The sequence below is a fragment of the Granulicella mallensis MP5ACTX8 genome, from assembly GCF_000178955.2.
Taxonomy (GTDB): Bacteria; Acidobacteriota; Terriglobia; order Terriglobales; family Acidobacteriaceae; genus Granulicella; species Granulicella mallensis.
This window is the reverse complement of the sequence record NC_016631.1, coordinates 3,370,583-3,385,169: the sequence shown is the minus strand read 5'-3', so window position 1 is coordinate 3,385,169 and position 14,587 is coordinate 3,370,583. Positions and strand designations below refer to the sequence as shown.

At 60.3% G+C, this 14,587-nt stretch carries 14 protein-coding genes; 6 read left to right on the top strand and 8 right to left on the bottom strand.

What is annotated here, in order from left to right; translation table 11 throughout:
* Nucleotides 1-24 precede the first annotated feature (24 nt).
* Nucleotides 25-867, bottom strand: coding sequence for a hypothetical protein (locus tag ACIX8_RS13700; protein ID WP_014265942.1), 843 nt, complete (start codon nt 865-867; stop codon nt 25-27).
* Nucleotides 868-1,037: 170 nt separating this feature from the next.
* Between ACIX8_RS13700 and ACIX8_RS13695 the strand changes: the two genes are divergently transcribed.
* Nucleotides 1,038-1,634: a DinB family protein gene (locus ACIX8_RS13695; protein ID WP_014265941.1), complete on the top strand. Its 597-nt coding sequence runs from the start codon at nt 1,038-1,040 to the stop codon at nt 1,632-1,634.
* 89 nt (nt 1,635-1,723) lie between these two features.
* On the opposite strand, the gene ACIX8_RS13690 is transcribed toward ACIX8_RS13695, so the two are convergent.
* Nucleotides 1,724-2,890 (bottom strand): citrate synthase, encoded by a 1,167-nt coding sequence (locus ACIX8_RS13690; protein WP_014265940.1) that lies wholly within the window; start codon nt 2,888-2,890, stop codon nt 1,724-1,726.
* Between the two features lie 103 nt (nt 2,891-2,993).
* Nucleotides 2,994-3,989 carry an NAD(P)/FAD-dependent oxidoreductase gene (locus ACIX8_RS13685; RefSeq protein WP_014265939.1) on the bottom strand — a complete coding sequence of 332 codons (996 nt, stop codon included), beginning with the start codon at nt 3,987-3,989 and terminating at the stop codon, nt 2,994-2,996.
* 93 nt (nt 3,990-4,082) lie between these two features.
* Here ACIX8_RS13685 and ACIX8_RS13680 point away from each other — a divergent pair, with 93 nt between their 5' ends.
* Nucleotides 4,083-4,928 (top strand): hypothetical protein, encoded by an 846-nt coding sequence (locus tag ACIX8_RS13680; protein ID WP_014265938.1) that lies wholly within the window; start codon nt 4,083-4,085, stop codon nt 4,926-4,928.
* 57 nt (nt 4,929-4,985) lie between these two features.
* Here the strand turns inward: ACIX8_RS13680 and ACIX8_RS13675 are convergent, their stop codons facing one another.
* The 4 genes from ACIX8_RS13675 to ACIX8_RS13660 all read right to left on the bottom strand — a co-directional run bounded on the left by ACIX8_RS13675 (nt 4,986) and on the right by ACIX8_RS13660 (nt 8,778).
* Complete coding sequence (locus ACIX8_RS13675; protein ID WP_014265937.1) at nt 4,986-5,561, bottom strand: hypothetical protein; 576 nt, start codon at nt 5,559-5,561, stop codon at nt 4,986-4,988.
* 101 nt (nt 5,562-5,662) lie between these two features.
* The gene (locus tag ACIX8_RS13670; RefSeq protein WP_044176743.1) at nt 5,663-7,501 is read right to left on the bottom strand and encodes a PHP domain-containing protein; all 1,839 of its coding nucleotides are present in this window, start codon (nt 7,499-7,501) and stop codon (nt 5,663-5,665) included.
* Nucleotides 7,502-7,659: 158 nt separating this feature from the next.
* Nucleotides 7,660-7,875 (bottom strand): cold shock domain-containing protein, encoded by a 216-nt coding sequence (locus ACIX8_RS13665; RefSeq protein WP_044178653.1) that lies wholly within the window; start codon nt 7,873-7,875, stop codon nt 7,660-7,662.
* A 237-nt stretch (nt 7,876-8,112) separates the two neighbouring features.
* Complete coding sequence (locus ACIX8_RS13660; RefSeq protein WP_150110604.1) at nt 8,113-8,778, bottom strand: NUDIX hydrolase; 666 nt, start codon at nt 8,776-8,778, stop codon at nt 8,113-8,115.
* A gap of 108 nt (nt 8,779-8,886) precedes the next feature.
* On the opposite strand from ACIX8_RS13660, the gene bshC reads away from it, so the two are divergent.
* The 3 genes from bshC (at nt 8,887) to ACIX8_RS13645 (ending at nt 11,302) form a co-directional block, all read left to right on the top strand.
* Nucleotides 8,887-10,533, top strand: coding sequence for a bacillithiol biosynthesis cysteine-adding enzyme BshC (gene bshC, locus ACIX8_RS13655; RefSeq protein WP_014265933.1), 1,647 nt, complete (start codon nt 8,887-8,889; stop codon nt 10,531-10,533).
* A gap of 212 nt (nt 10,534-10,745) precedes the next feature.
* A complete protein-coding gene (locus tag ACIX8_RS13650) occupies nt 10,746-10,970 on the top strand; it encodes a superinfection immunity protein (protein ID WP_014265932.1) in 225 nt (74 codons plus the stop codon).
* A gap of 23 nt (nt 10,971-10,993) precedes the next feature.
* Nucleotides 10,994-11,302 (top strand): hypothetical protein, encoded by a 309-nt coding sequence (locus tag ACIX8_RS13645; protein WP_014265931.1) that lies wholly within the window; start codon nt 10,994-10,996, stop codon nt 11,300-11,302.
* Nucleotides 11,303-11,585: 283 nt separating this feature from the next.
* Here ACIX8_RS13645 and ACIX8_RS13640 read toward each other — a convergent pair whose 3' ends face one another.
* Nucleotides 11,586-12,566 carry a phospholipase D-like domain-containing protein gene (locus ACIX8_RS13640; RefSeq protein WP_014265930.1) on the bottom strand — a complete coding sequence of 327 codons (981 nt, stop codon included), beginning with the start codon at nt 12,564-12,566 and terminating at the stop codon, nt 11,586-11,588.
* A gap of 147 nt (nt 12,567-12,713) precedes the next feature.
* Here ACIX8_RS13640 and ACIX8_RS13635 point away from each other — a divergent pair, with 147 nt between their 5' ends.
* A complete protein-coding gene (locus tag ACIX8_RS13635) occupies nt 12,714-14,540 on the top strand; it encodes an ABC-F family ATP-binding cassette domain-containing protein (RefSeq protein WP_014265929.1) in 1,827 nt (608 codons plus the stop codon).
* The last annotated feature ends 47 nt before the right edge of the window (nt 14,541-14,587 follow it).

The following is a 14,587-nucleotide window of genomic DNA, read 5'->3' as shown; positions in this document are numbered from 1 at the left end:
CTTCGAGCTTCTGAGATACAGCAGTTATTTCTTGAGAGTGGACGACGAAGAGGTCGCTCGGGCGTGGGAGGAATGTTCCGCGACACTGGAGAGCACTACCGGCGGATCAGGGCATACGGTTGGAGGAGTCGGTGGAGTGGCGGGCAAGCCTGGAATGATGGTATCGGGCGTTGCCGGCATACCGGGGATCACGATGTCGGGTGCTCCGTCGGCTCCGGGGATGATGGTATCGGGCGTGGCGGGACTGCCGGGGATGATGGTATCGGATGTGCCCGGAGAGCCTGGGTCGCCGGGGGTGGGACGGCACAAGGTAGCAGGAACGAAGTCGCCTGGAGTGGGAGCCTGGGCGAGCGAGATGGCCTGAGTGATCTCGGTCGCATTCAGTGTGAGGGGCGACCGAAGCGGCATGGTGATCTGCGCGCCATTATCCAGCAGGAGATCGTTGTTCTTGCTGACCTTCACGGTTACGAGCGCGCGGATTGCTGGCTTCGTCAGAACGATCGTGTAGCCGTTGGGAAAGATGATCTTGTCGAACTGCAGATGGAAGAGTGCCTGCTTCGATTTTCTGGCCGGCTTGGTGAAGGACGTGATGGTGCCTTCGATATAGGTGCCGTAGGGAATAACCGTCTGGTGATTCACGCTGACGGGGACAACCGTTTCAGCGTAGAAGAGGTCGCCGGGTTTGGCGCTGGCGGCCCAGACAGGACGTGTAAGCTCCAGCCCTACTTGGGTCCCTGCGGGGATGAGGATGGTGGGAGCGGCATTCGAGGTCTGTGATGGGATGGGCGTGCTCTGCGGCGGTGCTGCGAAGCTGCTTTGAGCGGAGAGAAGAGTGGCAGTGAACATCAGTGAGAGTGCGAGACGCATAGAGTCCACCTGTAGGGAGGGTGCTTGCGTTGGAGTAGAGATGCCAACGCCCTACGCTCTGCTAGAACACGGGCGGCCTGTAGTTGTTGCGTGAAAGATAAACGCAAACTTGATAGAGCATTTGTTAGCATGGTGGCGCTCCAAGAGCAGAATTTAACCGAGGTGAAGAGATGCAATTGAAGATGATGGCAGCAGGAATTGTTCTGGGTGCGTGTTGTCTGACAGCGACGGCGCAGATGCCCATGGGATCGACGGCAAAACCCGCTATCGGCGCGAAGGCGGAGCCATCCAAGGCCCTGGACGACATGCTGAACCTTCTTGAAGAGGAACTGATGGGAGCCGTGAAGGCGATGCCGGCGGAGAAGTATAGCTTCGCACCGAGTGCGGCGATCTTCGCTCCTTCCCAGACAGTAAAGTTCGATACGGTGCGTACCTTTGCGCAGCAGGCGACGCATCTCGCTGAAGCGAATTACTACTTCTACAGCACGGTAAGCGGTATGAAGCCGGAAGTCGACGTGAAGGCCATCGGGGAGATGACGAAGAAGGACGATATCGTCGCTGCACTGGCTGCGTCGTTTGTGTTCGCGCATAAGGCGCTGGCTACGATCACTCCGGAGAATGCTTTTGTAACGATCAAGGGCGCCGATGGGATGCAGACCCGCGCAACAGTAGCGGCCTTTGGAGTCGCACATGGATATGACCATTACGGGCAGATCGTGGAGTACCTGCGGATGAATGGGATCGTGCCGCCAGCAAGCGCGAAGTAGGGCAGAGTGTAGACCAGTAGAGGATAGAGTGTAGAGAAAAAGGTGCCGCCTTCTCTACGCTCTATCCTCTGTTGGTCTACGCTCTGTTTTTATGCGCTGGGCTTGGGTGGGTAGGGCTTGGTCTGCGAGCTGCGCTGTTCCATGGGGACGTAGGGCGCGGGCCATGCGGGGCCGGTGTAGTCGGCACGCGGACGGATGAGCCGGTTGTCGTCGTGCTGCTCGATCACGTGGGCGCACCAGCCGGAGATGCGGCTGATGGCGAAGATCGGCGTGAAGAGATCGATGTCGATGCCCAGAGTCGTATAGGTGCTGGCGGAGTAGAAGTCGACGTTGGCGTTGAGCTTCTTCTCTTCCTTGACGAAGAGTTCGATCTGGCGCGACATCGTGTACCACTTGGGATTGGCGTCCTTGCCCAGGTCTTCGGACATCTTGCGGAGGTGCGTGGCGCGCGGGTCTTCGGTGGTGTAAACGCGGTGGCCGAAGCCGGAGATCTTCTCCTTGTTCGCGAGCATCTTGCGGACGTGCTCGACGGGATCTTCGCCGGCCTTGTCGATGTCGTAGAGCAGGTGCATCACGGCTTCATTCGCTCCGCCGTGCAGAGGTCCCTTGAGCGCGCCGATGGCGCCCGTAATGGCGGAGTGCAGATCGGATAGGGTGGCTGCGATCACGCGTGCGGCAAAGGTGCTGGCGTTGAGTTCGTGGTCGGCGTGCAGGATCAGGGCGACATCGAGCGCCTTGGTGGCCGTCTCGGAGGGCTTCTCGCCGTTGAGCATCCAGAGGAAGTTGGCTGCGTGCGAGAGCGAGGTGTCGGGCTTGACGATCTCCTTGCCCTTGCGGATGCGGTCGAAGATGGCGACGATCATCGCGATCTGCGCGGTCAGGCGAAAGCTCTTGCGGATGTTCGCGGTGTGCAGGGTGGACTTCTCGTCGGCGTCGTAGATGGAGAGCAGCGAGACGGTGGTGCGCAGGACTTCCATGGGCGACGCCGTCTTGGGGACGTTGCGCAGGAACGCGATCACGTCGTCGGGAATCTGGCGTGCGGCGGCGAGTTGGTGCGAGAAGTCGTTGAGTTCAGCAGCGGTCGGGAGTGCGCCGTTCCACAGGAGATAGGTGATCTCTTCAAAGCTGGACTTCTCCGCAAGCTCGTGGATATCGATTCCGCGGTAGGAGAGGATGCCTTTGTCCCCATCGATAAAGCAGATGGAAGATTCATTGGCGACGACGTCTTGTAGACCTTTGGGTGCGGCGGTGGACATGAGAACGCTCTCCGAGCGGGAATTCAACAGCGTGACTGATTATCAAACCGCGTGGATTCGCTTGTCACGAAGGTTGAGCGAATATCGGTAATGGTGTGCGATTTTATCTATTGGTGAAGCGAGAGGCCGCGAAGGGCGCGAGATCTGTCGCAGGAGATTTGCCTTCGATGAGGTCGGCCATGACGGCTGCTGTCGCGGGAGCGAGGAGTATGCCGTTGCGGAAGTGGCCGATCGCGAGGAACTGGCTGGGCGTGTGGGCGTCAAGGATCGGAAGGCTGTCGGTGGTTGCGGGGCGCAGTCCTGCCCAGGCCTCGACCTGAGGGGCTGCGGCTTCATTCGCAAGCGAGGGGAGAAGCTCCGCGGCGAGTGAGCGGAGGTGGTCGAGGCTCTCTGGATGGAGGGCTGTGTCGAAGCCGGCGTCCTCAACGGTGGCTCCGATCAGTGCTGTTCCGGCTTGCGGGCCCTGGGTGCGCGGCACGATGTAGACGTGCTCGGTGCGGTGGACCTCGCGCAGAGGAAGTGTGGCAGGAAGCTGTACGCGAAGCATCTGGCCCTTTACGGGACGAACCTGCAGGCGAGCCCATGCGCCCTGGGTGCGGATGAGCTTCGCGGGAGAGAGTTCGCCGTTGCTGGTGTCCACACGCAGCAGGCTTTGAGGCGTCTCGGTGAGAGAGAGAAGCTCGGTGTGCTCGCGCAGATCGATGGAGGTCGCGCGGACTGCCGCAAGCAGCGCGGGGGCGAGTTGGCGTGGATCGAGTGAGTGCTCCACGAGCCTTTGGGTGCTGCCGTCGGGCAGGTACTGGATCGTCGTATCGGTCTGGAACGGGACTGCGAGGCCGGAGAGCGATTCGACTCGCTGCAGGAACGCTGGATACAGAGAACGGCTGAGTTGGGAGAGCGGTAATAGCGCAGGAGGGTTATGCGGATCGTCTACCGCGAGCATGCCGGCGGCTGCGGTGGAGGCGTGCTGGAGTGCTGTAGATCGTTCCAGCACAGTCACTTGTGCTCCTCGGAAGTGGAGTTCGAGAGCGAGCGAAAGTCCGATAATTCCGGCTCCGACAATTAGAATGTCAGGGCTTGGCAGCGAATTCGTGTTCATTGGCATCCAACTGTGGTTGTAGCGCGTCCATACTCTCCCAAGCGTTGAGATAGAGAGACTTAGGACATAAGCGCGGGAAAAAAGGAGCGTCGAATGAACGATAACGATCGCGAGTACGTTGTAACGCCGTCTGCGCCGGGTTGGCTGACGGGCATAGCTGTTGCAGGTATTTTACTGGCTCTGGCAGCGCTTGCCTGGAGCTTCTCCCTACAGGCCACTTTAAAGGGCGAACAACAGAAATTGGATGCTTCCAGTCAGCAGAACACGGCTTTGTCACAACGGCTGGATGAGACCAACGAACGGATGCGTGCGCAGGCCCAGACCCTGGGACAGAGCGTAGGCCTGACGCAAAAGCAATTGGAGGACAAGTCCAACGAGTTGATTGCGGCCCAACGAACGGTGACGGCCACAACCGCGCGGTTGCAGAGAGAACAGAACGCTACTTCCAAGCAGATTGGCGATGTGCAGACAGATGTCTCGTCTGTGAAGTCTGATGTTGGCGGTGTGAAGACCGATGTTGCGACGACGCAGGCTGATCTCGCGCAGACCAAGACACAGTTGACGCGAGTGATGGGTGATTCCGGTGTGATGAGCGGCTTGATTGCGACCAATCATGACGAGCTGGAAGAGCTGAAGCATCGTGGCGATCGGAATTACTATGAGTTCACGCTGCACAAGGGTGCTCCCGCACAGAATGTCGGAACCATCAAGGTGCAGTTGAAGAAGGTCGATCAGAAGCGCTCCAAGTACACGCTGGCTGTGAACTCGGATGACAGGAACATCGACAAGAAGGACAAGAATCTCGACGAGCCCGTACAGTTTTATTCAGGCAAGACGCCTGCGCTGTTCGAGATCGTCGTAAACAACATCAGCAAGAACGAGGTAACGGGCTATCTGAGTACGCCGAAGAGTGCGCCGACTCCGATCTCTGTTCCCTAGTTTTTGAGAAGTTGCAAGGAACGCCGCGTATCCATTGGATACGCGGCGTTTTTGCGTTTAGGGGATGGTGATGGTTTGCGGCGCCTGGTGGGCGAGATTGACGGTGACGATTGCAGACTTGCGGGCCTTCCAGTCTGCTTCCGTGAGACCGGGGAAGTGCAGCAGGACGGTGCCTTCGGCAGAGCCTCCGGGAGCAATCTGCGTCTGGCCGTCGAGCGGTTGCGACATCATCGGCGTGAGAGCGGGGAAGCTCTCTTCGATGCGCGCAAGGTCCGCGGCGCTGGGCGAGGTGGTGTCGAGCGTTTCGTCCTTCGGCGACGTATAGGTCGCGGTTATGGTGGTGATGAAGAGCGGGAGGCGCAGCTTGTCGTCGATGTGCAGGGTCGCGACGACGTAGAGGTCGTTTTCGATGTGCGCGCTCTGGCCGATGACGTGCATGCCGCTGTTGCTGTCTTCGGCTTTGAAGGCTGTTTGTGCGGCGTAGAGCTGAACCTTGGGTACGCTAAGCTCGGCGGTCTTGCGGGGGTTGAGGTAGTAGACGGCGCCCGCGATGATGGCGAGAACGATCACTGCGATCAGGATTGACTTTGCGGGACTGCTGCTTTCTGCGGGGCCGAGATTGAGGTCGGACATGATGTGAACAGGATAGCGTGCCTTGTGCCGAAGGATTGTCGCAGGGGCACAGCAGATCCCCTGCGGGGATGACAGAAAGAAAGGCAACGACAACGACGGCGTTAGGGGCGGGGGCGGAGGGTGGAGAGGAACTGATCGATTGGCTGGGTGTTGATGAGGTCCTGCGCGGTCAGCCACGCGCGGCGAAGTTGCACGATGCCGTGGTCGATCTGGTCGAGGTCGCCGATGGAATGAGCGTCGGTGTTCACGATCAGCTTGCAACCCAGCTCTTTGGCCTGGCGCAGGTGGAGGTCGGAGAGGTCCGAGCGTGCGGGTGCGGCGTTGTGTTCGACGGCGACGCCGAGCCGGGCCGCGACCGGGAGCACCTGGGCGAGGTCGATCTTGTAGGGTTCGCGCTGCAGTACCTTGCGGCCGGTGGGATGGCCGAGGATCTGCACGTAGGGATTCTCGGTGGAGCGAAGGACGCGGGCGGTCATCTCCTCCTGCGTCTGGTTGAAGCCGGAGTGGACGCTGGCGATCACGATGTCGAGTTGTGCGAGCGTCGCGTCTTCGAGGTCGAGAGTGCCGTCGAGCAGGATGTCGACTTCGACGCCGGTGAGAATGCGGAAGGGAATCGTGGGCTCCGTGGCATTCGGCTCTTTGTCCTTCAAGCGCCGCTCGTAGCGTGCCCACTGCGGACCGCGCCTGGCGGCGAACTCCTCGGCGAGCTCGGCGGAGACCTCGCGAATGCGTTTGGCGTGGGCAAGGGCTCGGGTGTCGTCCATGCCGTTGGTCATGGCGAGGTTCTTCGAGTGGTCGGTGATGGCGATGTACTCGAGTCCGCGCCCGATGGCAGCCTCCGCCATCTCGCGGATGCTGTTGCCGCCGTCGGATTCGGTGGTGTGCATGTGCAGATCGCCGCGAAGGTCGGAGCGGACGATGAGGTGCGGGAGCGTATGTTTCTCCGCGGCTTCCAGCTCACCGCAGTTCTCGCGCAGCTCGGGTGCGATGTAGTCGAGATCGAGCGCGTTGTAGATGTCTTGTTCTGTTTCCGCAGCAATGATCTTGTTGTCTTCTAATCTCAGCAAGGCGTATTCGCTGAGCGTGAGGCCGCGCTTGATGGCCCGCTGGCGCAGCGCGACGTTGTGATGCTTGGAGCCGGTGAAGTATTGCAGCGCGGCGCCGTAGCTGGCACGCGGCAGTAGGCGCACGTCGACCTGCAGGCCGTTGCGCAGCGTGAAGCTGACCTTGTTCTGGCCCTTGGCGAGCAGCTTGTCGATGAGAGGCAGGCTGGCGACGTGCTCGACGGCCGCGGCTACGACATCGGCCTCGCAGGCGGGGCCGGTGACGAGCAGGTCGAGATCGCCGCAGGTCTCACGGCCGCGCCGCAGGCTGCCGGCGGGGGTGATGGTGTCGATGCCAGGGAACTGGCGGATGAGTTCGCTGATGCGTTCGGCGTGCTCGCGAGCGACGTCGATGCGGAAGCGCGAGGCGTTGCGGCGATGGTCTTCGATGCCCTTGATCAGCTTGTCGGTAAACTTCTGACCCATGCGCGGCAGGGTGAGCAGGTCGCCGCGTTTAGCGGCGGCTTCGAGGGCGTCGATATCGGCGATCTGCAGGGCAGAGTGGAGCATCGCGACTGTCTTGGGGCCCATGCCGGGGAGGCGCAGGAGCTCGAGCATGGTGGGACGATACTTCTGCAGCAGCTCCTCACGCAGAGGCATGCTGCCGGTGGCGACCAGGTCTCGGATGTTCTGGGCCATGCCTTTGCCGATGCCCGGAATGGCGAGCAGGGCTTTGGGGTCGGCGTCGGGAGTCGCTAGTGTGGCGAGACGCGTGGTCTGCTGCTCGACAGCCTCTGCGGCGCGGCGATAGGAGCGGATGCGAAAGGGGTCGGCTGCATCGATTTCGAGCAGAGCGGCGGTTTCATCGAGCAGACGGGCGAGAGTGATGTTGTCCATAAGTAATCCAAAGGCCCAGGGGGCCGCATCGATTGTAGATGCCTGCACCCGGGCCTCTGAAGTTACGGATAGATTGTGTGTGAAAAGCCTCGGAAAGTGGGCGGAGAACGAGAAGCTAAACGAGGTTTTAGAAAGACGCGGGTTTTAGACGCGACGCGTTAGATAGCCTTTGTGCGAACAACCTGGTCCGCCTGCGGACCTTTTGTTCCCTGGATGACGTCGAATTCAACCTCATCCCCTTCTTTCAGGCTCTTATAACCGTCAAGCTGGATAGCGCTGTAGTGAACAAACACATCCGGACCGCTATCCCGTGCTAAAAACCCAAAACCCTTTGCATTGTTAAACCACTTAACCGTGCCCTTGTACTGTGCCATGAGGCCCTTCCCAAAAACGGAAAATGGGCTCCCCGCGTGAGCGGAAAGCTCGTACTGGTTTATATGCAAAACCGGGCCTTTGGGATGCCTGACTGGAGGTTGGGGTTTTATTTCTAACTGATGGGAAACAGGACGTTTCGGATATCGGGCAAGTAATGTTTCGTGGTTTCAATGTGAGGTGTGCGGATAGATCACGTGCTCGATATCCGCACACCTCTGCAGCAGTTTTTCTGCAGCTTATGCCTGCTGGGTGCGGCGCAGGGAGTCGTAGAACAGGACGCCGACCAACGTTTTGCCGTCGAGGATCTTGCCGTCGTGGATCAGGCGCAGGACCTCGGAGAGCGGGGTCATGTGGATCTCGATCCGCTCGTCGTCTTCGGGGGTCGCTTCGCCGAGCGTGAGGTCTTCCGCCAGCAGGATGTTCATGGCCTCGGACAGGAACCCGGGGCTGGCGAAGTAGCGGACGTACTTCGACCACCGCCTGGCACGGTAGCCGGTCTCTTCGATGAGCTCGCGCTTGCCTGCGGGAATGGGCTTTTCACCCAGCTCGATGCGTCCTGCTGGAAGTTCCAGCAGGAACTGGCCCGCCGCGTGGCGATACTGGCGGATGAGCAGAATGCTGGGATCGGCGGGGTTGGTCTTGGTGTCGACCGCGAGCACGACGACCGAGCCGTTGTGGCGGATGACGTCACGCTTGGCGCGGACGCCGCCTGGTTCAGCGACATCGTCGGCGGTGATGGAAAAGATTCTGCCCTTATACACAACCTTCGATGAGAGCGTGCGACCCTTGCCGGAGAGCTTGAGGGGCTTGGCCGGTTTCGGCGTCGCCAGCTTGGAGGAAGCCGCAAGGGGCTTCTTTGCAGGGGTTTTCTTCTTCGCGGAGGGTGTCTTTGTCGGTGCCATGACCGTACAGTACATGAAGCAGCCTGTAGATACCATGAATGAAGATTGCTGCATCGGTATGCCCTGTTCCGCCATCCAAACAGGATCAGGATGAGAGACTGTAACTGAATGAACGTTGAGTGCCACGACCTCTCGACACTACCGGGAACGACCGCGCTGTTTCGCGACTACGCGGACATACGCTCGTCCGCGCATGCTGCCGCTCTGCGGCGGTGGTATCCGGCTGACCCCTTCACGATGGACTGGGCGAAGAGCTCGCCGGAGCTGGAGGCCGCGCATCGGGGACGGCTGGCCGATGCCCTGCTAAGGCAGTCCGACGGCTTTGACGCGAGCGGCGCGGTTCTGGCGAATATCGAACGATTACGGAATGGAGCAGCGGCGGTTGTTACCGGGCAGCAGGTTGCGCTGTTCGGCGGACCGCTGCTGACGCTGCTGAAGGCCGCGACAGCAATCAGGAAGGCCCAGGATGCGACGAAGGCCAGTGGACGGGACCATGTTCCGGTCTTCTGGCTGGCGAGCGAGGACCACGATCTGGCGGAGGTCGACCAGGTGACTCTGCTTTCGAAGACCGAGACGGAGACGCTGCGGCTGGGACTGCGGGCGGAACGTCCGGTGCCGGTGGGCGGCTTGCGCGTCGATGGCGGCAATGAAGAGGGGCGGCTACGGCTGGAGGCCGAGCTGGATCGTGTCAGCGAGCTTTTGGGGTGGGCTCCAGTCTGTGAACTGCTGCGGGCCTGTTATGCGCCCAATGCCCATCTGGCGGGAGCGTTCGGACGGCTGATCAGCAAGATCTTTGCCGCGCAGGGGCTGATCGTCATGGACGCCTCGATACGCGAGTTTCATGCGCTGGGCACGCCTGTGCTGCGTGAGGCGATTGCGCAGGCGGAAGAGATTGAAGACGCTCTGCTGAAGCGGAGTGAGGAGCTGGTGAGCGGTGGGTACCACGCCCAGGTGCTTGTGGCTCGGGGGCATTCGTTGTTGTTCCTGCTCGATGCGGAGACTGGTGCACGGTTGCCGTTGCGCCGGCTTGGCGAAGGCCAGTGGAAGGCTGGATCGCAGAGCTATTCCACCGAAGACCTGTTCGCGATTCTTGAGAATGAACCCGAGCGTCTGAGCCCGAATGCGTTGCTGCGGCCGGTGTTTCAGGACCGTATTCTGCCCACGGCGGCTTATATCGGCGGCCCGGCGGAGATTGCCTACTTCGCGCAGTCGGCGGTGGTGTACGAGAAGATCCTGGGGCGTGTGACTCCGGTATTGCCGCGACTTTCAGCGACGCTCATCGAGCCCGCGGTTGCTACGGCGATGGCGACGCATGAGGTCTCGTTGGCGCAGATGTTCGAGTCGAAGACGGTGGACGCGCTTGCGCTGCGGCTGGGGGCTCGGGCGATGCCGATCGAGGGCAAGCGCAAGATCGCGGCGGTGGGCAACGCGATGGATATCGAGTTGACCGCGCTGACCGAGTATATGAGCGCGATGAGTGCGGACCTGGCGCGTGCGGCAGGGGTTTCGGCGAGCAAGATGCGCTACCAGATGAATCGTCTGCGGCGGATGGCGGCGGCGTTCGAGGTGCAGAAGGAAGCGTCGCTGAAGAAGCATGCGACGGCTATGATGTTGAATCTGTTCCCGGATGGACACCTGCAGGAGCGGCTGCTGGGTGGGGTCTGGTTTGTGGCTCGGTACGAAGATGCGCTGCCGGAGTTGCTGGTGGAGCATGCCGGGCAGGAGTGTCCGGGGCATCGGGTGATCTACCTGTAGGCGTTGCTTCGGGCGGCCTTGGTGGTTGGGGGCGTGCGTTTCCTCAGGCATCGTGCAGAATGCGGGGGTCCTTCGTCCATTCGACTTCGCTCAGGACTCAGGATGACGGCGAAAAACAGGCAACGGCAACGACTTCGCTGTACGATCTGCTGATGCTGGATGGAACTACAATCGTTGGGAATACGTAATGTCTTCCAGAGAGGTTTTACGTCATGCACGTTCTTTTCGCGTTGTGTCTTCTTCCGTTTGGAGCCATTCACTTTCTTCCCACGATCGTCGCGGCATTGCGCGGTAGCCGGAGTGTTGTCGGTATCTTTCTGCTGAACCTGTTTCTTGGCTGGACGGTGATCGGATGGATCGTCGCCCTGATTTGGGCGTTCCGCAGCGAGCCCAAGTATGTCTACGCTTATTCGCCGATGCAGCCGCGCCGGTTCTAAAATGTCCATCGAGGTGTTTTGTGATGGGATTGAGCGATCAGCCGTTTGAAGTGACGTGTCCGGACTGCAGTGGAATCTTGAAGATCGATCCGGTGACGCGCTCGGTGATTGCGCATACGTCAGCCCAGCGCAAGAAGACATTTGAGGACTTCGGCGCTGCAGCCAAGGCGCTGAAGGAATCGGATGCCCGCAGGGAATCGCTCTTCGCGCAGTCGGTGCAGGCGGAGAAGAACAAGGACGACCTGATGGCGAAGCGGTTTGCCGAGGCCGTGAAGAAAGCCAAGGAGTCGCCGCTGGGCGAGAGGCCGATGCGGGATTTCGATCTGGAGTAGAGCGGTAATTTTAGTCAGAAATGCCCCAAGCTGTTTTGGTTGGGGCATTTTTTGTTTTTTTGTTGTCATTCCGAGCGGAGTGAGGAATCTGCTTTCTCCCGTTCTTCGTTCGTACCCCGAAGAAAGCAGGTTCCTCACTTCGCTCGGAATGACAACTAGAAAAGCAAAGGCAACGACAAAAGCAAAGGCAACGACAAAAGCAAAAGCAGATTCCCTGCGGGAATGACAACAAGAAAGGCAACAACAAGAAAAACAAAATTTCAGCCAACAGGGAAGAATCGTTCTAGGTTGTGGTCCAGGCTGTGCCGCCGGTGAAGTCGCTGGTGAGCACGGTGTTGAAGGTTTCGAGGATGGAGGCTGTGGCCATCGTCAGGCCCAGTTCGCGATTCTTCGTGAGGGAGGCGACGGAGAAGTTCTCCGAGCCGACGAAGATCTTTTCCGCGCCGCTAACGCCGTAGTCGGCGAGGATGACCTTGGCGTGGATGTAGAGCGTCGTGGAGGTGTCCTTGTAGGTGCGGATCTGTACGCCGGCCTTGTGGAGTGCGTTGAACTCGCTCTCGTACTCGTTGTCGTCATTGGTCATGATGATCTTTACGACGACGCCGCGCTTGGCTGCGTTTTCCAGTGCGGTGACGATGGTGGAGTCGCTCATCTCTTCGTTTTCGACGGTCAGGCTCTGCGTGGCGCCATTGATGATGGCCACCAGATCGGTGCTGGAATCGGTCGGGCTCCAGATGAGGCTGTAGGCCGTGCTGGGAGTGACGGTGGCGTTGGTGAAGTCGGCATTGAAGACCTTCTCGATGGCGGCGACGTTGGTCTGGTTGGTGTCGATGACGGCAAAGTCGCGGGTGGTCGAGTAGTACTCACTGGTGAGGTTTGCCGTGAGGATCATCGAAGAATCGCCGTCGACGGTGATGGTCTTCTGGTGGGTCGCGGAGTAGGTCGGGTTCGCCCAGTGGACCGAGACGCCGTTTTCGTTGAGGTAGTTATAGGCCGTGGTGTTGCTGCTCTTCTCGAGGTTCTGGTCGAGAATGACGCGGACGGTAACAGCCTTCTTTGCGAGCGCTGCGAGATCTTTCTCTGCCGTCGTGTCGACGAGCTCGTACATGGTCATGTCGAGCGTCTTGGTGGCGGTGTTGATGAAGTTGTAGATCGGCGTAAAGCCCTGGTCGGGTTCGGTAATGATCGTCTGGGAGTGGGCTGCGCTGGTTAGGAGGGTGGCGGCGAGGGAGAGCAGGACGATGCGGAAAGGCGTGTACTTCACAGGAGCCTCGATTCTGGTTGGTGAAACCTGAAACTGCGAGCAGGGTAGAGCCTGTGTTTCGGACTGTCCAATGGATTTTCGTCGTTGTGGATAACGGTTTCGTCACGGAAAAGTAATACAGGAGCGGCGACCGGTAAACTGGTAGATATGCCGCCGATTTTGAATGCTCAGGGCGTGTCGAAACGCTTTGGCGCGACGCCCCTCTTTGAAAAGATCTCTTTTGCCGTAAACGACGGCGACCGCATTGGGCTCATTGGGCCGAATGGGGCTGGTAAGTCTACCCTGCTTGCTGTGCTGGCGGGGGATATAGAACCCGACACAGGCGAACTGGCCGTGCGCAAGCGCGCGCGTGTGGGTTATGTGCGGCAGATCTCCGAGTTTGCCAAGGGCGCGACCGTGCGCAGCGTGGTGGAGAAGGCGCTGCAGCGCGCGCATGTGCCGGACAATGAGCACGAACAGCGACTGCGTGAGACGCTGGGGCGCGCAGGATTTGCCGACGATGGAGCGGACAGCCACGTGCGTATGGACGCCGAGGCCGCGAGCCTGAGCGGTGGCTGGAAGAAGCGCCTGGCTATCGCCGAGGCCATGGTGACGCAGCCCGATGTGCTGCTGCTTGACGAGCCGACGAACCATCTTGATCTCGAAGGAATTGAGTGGCTGGAGGCCATGCTGCGCGGGGCGAACTTCGCCAGCGTGGTGGTGACGCATGATCGCTACTTTCTGGAGAATGCCGCGAGCGAGGTTGTCGAGCTTAGCCGGGTCTATGCGGAGGGTGTGCTGCGCGTGCGCGGGACGTACTCGAAGTTCCTGGAGGGCCGGGAGCAGTACATGGAGTCGCAGACGAAGATGCAGGAGGGCCTGCGGAACCGGGTGAAGACGGAGATCGATTGGCTGCGGCGCGGACCGAAGGCCCGTGCGACCAAGGCCAAGGCCCGCATCGACAACGCTCATGAGCTGATCGGCAAGCTGGCCGAGGTGGATGCGCGCACGCGCACGTCGTCGGCGGGCATCGAGTTTGCGGCGACCGACCGGCAGACCAAGCGGCTCATCGAGATGGAAGGTGTTTCGATTACGCTGGGCGGGCGAGAGATCGTCGGCGGGGTGAACTTTGGCCTGACCAACGGGATGAAGCTCGGGCTCGTGGGCCCGAACGGCAGCGGCAAGACGACGATCCTGCGGGCAATGTCGGGCGAGCTGCCGGTGAGTGCGGGTACGGTGAAGCGGGCGAATGCACTGCGCATCGTTTACTTCTCGCAGATGCGCGAGATCGACCCTTCGCTGACGCTGCGGCGCTCGCTCGCGCCGGACTCCGATTCGGTGGTCTACCAGGATCGCGTCGTGCATGTGGCGAGTTATGCGGCGAAGTTCCTGTTCTCGGGCGATCAGTTGAATCAGCCGGTCGATCGGCTGAGCGGCGGCGAGCGGGCACGCGTGTTGATTGCGCGGTTGATGCTGCAGCCCGCCGATGTCCTGATGCTCGACGAGCCGACGAACGATCTCGATATTCCTACGCTGGAGATTCTGGAAGAGTCGTTGCTGGAGTTCAAGGGTGCGCTGGTGCTGGTGACGCACGATCGCTACATGCTGGATCGCGTGTCGAATACGGTGCTGGGCCTGGATGGCAAGGGCAGGTCGCGGATCTTTGCCGACTACTCGCAGTGGGAAGAGTGGAAAGAGCAGGAAGAAGGGAACAGCAAACAGGAGACAGCGAGTACTGAGTCCAAGCGTGGGGGAGCGGCTTCGGGAGGGAAGAAGAAGCTCTCGTACCTGGAGCAGCGCGAGTTCGATGGGATCGAGGCGCGGGTGGATGCGGCCGATGCTCGTATGGCCGCGGCGCATGATCGCCTGGCTGAGCCGGCGGTGGCTACCGATGCCGCGGCGCTTACGGCTGCGTTAGCGGAGATGGAAGCGGCGCAGGCTGAGCACGATACGGTGTATGAGCGGTGGGCGGAGTTGACGGAGAAGCTGGGGTAAGGGCTGTTGTTTTTCTAGTTGTCATTCCGAGCGAAGTGAGGAACCTG